General features: G+C 45.7%; 5 protein-coding genes. All 5 read right to left on the minus strand.

Annotated elements, in window-relative coordinates:
• Window positions 1-160: 160 nt before the first annotated feature.
• From QTO00_RS15530 to pabC, 5 genes are read right to left on the minus strand one after another with little or no spacing between them, the layout of a single operon-like run.
• A complete protein-coding gene (locus QTO00_RS15530; protein ID WP_331425595.1) occupies window positions 161-928 on the minus strand; it encodes a TatD family hydrolase in 768 nt (255 codons plus the stop codon).
• Complete coding sequence (gene holB, locus QTO00_RS15535; protein WP_331425596.1) at window positions 919-1,881, minus strand: DNA polymerase III subunit delta'; 963 nt, start codon at window positions 1,879-1,881, stop codon at window positions 919-921. The genes QTO00_RS15530 and holB overlap by 10 nt, the downstream gene beginning before the upstream one ends.
• A gap of 1 nt (window position 1,882) precedes the next feature.
• Window positions 1,883-2,512: a dTMP kinase gene (tmk, locus tag QTO00_RS15540; RefSeq protein WP_331425597.1), complete on the minus strand. Its 630-nt coding sequence runs from the start codon at window positions 2,510-2,512 to the stop codon at window positions 1,883-1,885.
• A complete protein-coding gene (mltG, locus tag QTO00_RS15545; protein WP_331425598.1) occupies window positions 2,509-3,525 on the minus strand; it encodes an endolytic transglycosylase MltG in 1,017 nt (338 codons plus the stop codon). The genes tmk and mltG overlap by 4 nt, the downstream gene beginning before the upstream one ends.
• Window positions 3,522-4,325 (minus strand): aminodeoxychorismate lyase, encoded by an 804-nt coding sequence (pabC, locus tag QTO00_RS15550; protein WP_331425599.1) that lies wholly within the window; start codon window positions 4,323-4,325, stop codon window positions 3,522-3,524. The genes mltG and pabC overlap by 4 nt, the downstream gene beginning before the upstream one ends.
• Between the last annotated feature and the right edge of the window lie 51 nt (window positions 4,326-4,376).

The following is a 4,376-nucleotide window of genomic DNA, read 5'->3' on the forward strand; positions in this document are numbered from 1 at the left end:
AATAGATACAGTTGTTATTTTGCGTAACATAATTACAAATCATCTATTTTTTCTCTCAATATCAACATTTTTCGTAAACAACGACCAAAAGTTAAAGGTGTGTGATTTGGGATACAAAAAAAAAGGAGCCTTAGCTCCTTTTTTATCCAAAACTCTTTTTTCATCTCAAAAAAAGTTTGCGGAAGTTTTTGCTGGTTTCTTCTCCAACTTCCCCTAAAGAGCAACCTTTAAGTTGTGCAATATAAGAAGCGACCTCAACAACATAAGCTGGCTGGTTTTGTTTACCACGATGAGGGATGGGCGCAAGATAAGGAGAATCGGTTTCAATCAGCATTCGCTCTAACGGTATCGCTTTAACCACTTCTTTTAACTCTTTTGCCTGTTTAAAGGTAACTATGCCTGAAATAGAGATATAAAAGCCTAACTCCATTGCCGCTTCAGCAAACTCTAAATCCTCAGTAAAGCAGTGAATCACGCCGCCGCACTGCTCTGCATGGCCAATCCTTAGGATATCTAAAGTATCTTGGCGTGCATTTCGGGTATGGATAATCAGTGGTTTATTTAGCTTCACCGCCAAATCTACCTGCTGTTCAAAGCGTAGCTTCTGTAACTCAGCAGTTTCCGGCTGATAATGATAGTCGAGACCCGTTTCCCCTACCGCAACCACTCTAGGGTTCGCTGCATACTCATGGAGACGATCAAGAGCGAAGTCGCTTTCCACATCTAGCGGATGAACACCACAAGAAGCATAAATATTGTCAAAGGGCTCTATCATTTCGAGCATGTTAGGGAACGAATCAAGGGTTACGCCAACCGATAGAAGTTCATTAACGTTAGCGGCTTTAGCCTTGGCCACAACATCTTCAATTCCGTCGTGAAGCTCTTGGTAGTCAAGTTTGTCCAGATGACAGTGAGAATCTACAAACATGGTTCCTCGTTAAACTTAAATAGCCAATCTAGAATAAGTAGTTCAGCGTTAAGCCCAGTGTGTAAGCGCAGCTGATCGATAAGCTGAGACAGCCCTTGTGCCTGAACATAGAGCTGCTGATAGCCGACAATCTCTGATAATCGCTTCGCACCAGGGGTAAAAAACAACTCAGACAGTCCATAATGAACTTTCTGCGCATCGACCAATAGGTGCCATAGCCAGTTAAGGCTTTCGTGATGATTACTCGCCAACTCTTTAGCAAGCTTAGTCGTATCTGATTGATTGTGACAATGTTGCAGGAAAGCCGACTCAATCGACGAGTACTGGCTCTGTTTATCTTGTTTAACAAATTCGAGCGTTGCTATCGGTGCATTATTATTGAGGTGCGCCGCATAGGCAGGAACTTGTGTATCAACTTGTTGGTTGAGCCATTGAGTGAGTGACAATGCGTCAGGGACAGTGAGGTGCCACTGCTGACAGCGACTAGTAATGGTTGGCAGCAACATGTTCGAGCGATGGGCAACGAGCAAAAACATACATGCCGCAGATGGCTCTTCAAGTGTCTTTAACAGAGCGTTGGCCGCTGACTCATTCATCGCTTCGGCGGGTTCAATCACAAATAGGCGCGCACCAGACAACTGAGAAGACTCTTGAGCAATTCGATTACAGTGACGAATTTGCTCAACGGTAATTGATTTGCCCTCTTTTTCAGGCTTAACGACGTGATAGTCAGGATGATTAGCAGATTCCATCAACTGGCAGCCATGACAAAAGCCACACGCTTCAGCAGGGTAGTTCTGACACATTACTGCTCGGCCGAACTGTTCGACCAAGTGTTCAGCCCCCATGCCCTCTTCTGCAATCAGTAGAATTGCATTAGAAAAACGGCCTGCTTGAAGTGCAGTTTGCCACTCCTTCCACATCGGAGAAAGCCATGGATATAGCTCGTTCATGCTAAGCACTCATCCATTTGGATACAACATCAGCGATATCAGACGCCACCTGCGCAATGTTCTGCTCAGCATTAACAATCACTACCGAGTCATCACCCTTCGCCAATTCTAGATAGCGTTCGCGCGTACGGTCAAAAAAGCTCATATCCATCTTTTCGATACGGTCTAGCTCACCACGGCCACGCGCACGTTCCAAACCTACCCTAGGATCAATATCAAGATAGATCGTCAGATCAGGCTTAAACTCACCCAGCGTAGTTTGCTTCAGTGCCGCCATAGTCTCACGCGGGATCTGACGACCACCACCTTGATAAGCTTGTGAAGACATATCATGACGATCGCCAACCACCCAACGACCAGAAGCTAATGCTGGTTTAATAACGTTTTCGACCAGTTGAACTCGCGCCGCGTACATGAGCAAAAGCTCTGTCATATCTTGCAGGTTTTCACCTTCATGCTCTTGCTTTACCAGCGTACGCAGCTTTTCGGCTAGCGCAGTTCCACCTGGCTCTCTGGTCTGTTGAATATTCTCAACGCCTGCTTTGTTAAGCGAATCTAGCACTGCACTAATCGCGGTGCTTTTACCTGCGCCTTCTAGACCTTCGATGACAATAAACTTAGCTTCACTCATTTGTTACTTCTTAATTGTTTTAAATAGGCTCGAACAGCTCGATTGTGCTCCGCCAAAGTTTTTGAAAATACATGTCCACCCTTGCCGCTCGCGACAAAGTAGAGGTAATTGCTCTCTTCTGGATTCATTGCCGCTTTGATAGATGCTTCGCCCGGCATAGCAATTGGCGTGGGTGGCAGACCAGAAATCGTGTAAGTGTTGTATGGCGTTGGCGTGCGCAAATCTTTCTTGCGGATGTTCCCGTCGTACTTATCGCCCATGCCATAAATAACGGTCGGATCGGTCTGTAAGCGCATACGTTTATTTAAACGGTTAACAAATACCGCTGCAACACGTTCACGCTCAGACTCGACAGCGGTCTCTTTCTCAATGATTGACGCTAAGATCAACGCTTCGTAAGGTGATTTAAGTGGTAGCTTATCTTGGCGAGTGGCCCAGTGCTCATCAAGCACCATCTCTAGCTTGTCGGCCGCGCGCTTTAAAATGTCAAAGTCTGACGCACCAAAGGTATAGTGATAGGTTTCAGCAAGCAGTAGACCTTCTAATTTCTCATGCGGAACATCGAGCTTGTTTGCAATCTCGGCTTCACTTAAATCATCTAGCTCGTGCTCAAGATACGGTGCGTTTTTAATAATCTCACGCCACTCTTTGAAAGTAGAACCTTCAACAAATGTAATCGAGAACTGGTGCTCGATTCCCTGCTTGAACTGCTCTAACGTCGACTTTAGTGTTGACCCGGCTTCAATTAAGTAAGTGCCCGCTCGCACTTGAGTTAACTCAGGATGAAAGCGACGCACCAATTTAACGACCTCGCTGCTATCAATCATATCCGCTTCGGTAAGCTGATCGAGAACACGATGAAAACTCGTGCCCGGCGCAAGGGTAAATATCTGCGGCTGTTCAATTTGGATAGGCTGATTGACATACTGCTCAACTTGATTGGCAATATAGAAATAACCACCAGCAGCTAAAGCGCCAACCAATACTAAAAAGAGAGTGATTTTTTTAATCACGAGTCGATCATCTCCTGAATTCGTTTTGTTATTTTTCCAATATCAAATTGGCTTCTGTCAATGGCTCGCACCGGGGCTACACCAAGGATAGAGTTTGTCATAAACACTTCATCGGCAGCTAACAATGAAGAGAGCGGAAAATCACCCACTTCAACATCAACACCTTCGCTATCAGCCCATTCGAGCACCACTCTGCGCATCACGCCGCTAACACCCGCCTTATCTAGCTTAGGTGTATACAACTTTCCGCCTTGCAACCAGAACAGGTTAGCCATGGTGGTTTCGATAACGTTGCCATCGAGGTCTAGTGCAACACCATCGGCAAAAGCGCCTTGTTCTAACTCAGCTTTGAGTAGGATTTGCTCGAGGCGATTATTGTGCTTATGTCCTGCTAATAGAGGTACATGCCCTAGCCTGTGCTGACAGATGCCGAGCTCTACCCCATCCTGCTTCCATTGTTCATAGTGAGCCGGATAGATAAAGTCGCTAATAGTAACATTTGGTGACGCCACTTGAGTAGGGCTATATCCTCTTCCCCCCTCACCGCGGCTAATATGCAGTTTTAGACCCGCTTTTGGTTCATGACTGATCATTTCAGATAGCCACGCTTCAATCACTTGCCAATCTGGCCTAGGGATATGCAAAGCATCTAGGCAAGCGTTGATTCGTTCGATATGCAGCGGCCAATGACAAATATTGCCATTTCGGGTCAGCATAGTGGTAAAGCAGCCATCCCCATATTGAAACGAGCGGTCGCTCAAAGAGATAGAATCTGAACAGACTCCATTCAACATATACATCGCATATCCTTGTTACGAACAAAACTAGACGCTATTAAATAACAAAACGGC

It is taken from the genome of Vibrio sp. M260118 (assembly GCF_036533755.1).
GTDB lineage: Bacteria > Pseudomonadota > Gammaproteobacteria > Enterobacterales > Vibrionaceae > Vibrio.

Excerpts from the sequence above, each read along its gene's own strand:
- pabC (WP_331425599.1), bottom strand. The coding sequence starts at position 4,325 with ATGTATATGTTGAATGGAGTCTGTTCAGATTCTATCTCTTTGAGCGAC.
- tmk (WP_331425597.1), bottom strand. The coding sequence starts at position 2,512 with ATGAGTGAAGCTAAGTTTATTGTCATCGAAGGTCTAGAAGGCGCAGGT.
- holB (WP_331425596.1), bottom strand. The coding sequence starts at position 1,881 with ATGAACGAGCTATATCCATGGCTTTCTCCGATGTGGAAGGAGTGGCAA.
- QTO00_RS15530 (WP_331425595.1), bottom strand. The coding sequence starts at position 928 with ATGTTTGTAGATTCTCACTGTCATCTGGACAAACTTGACTACCAAGAG.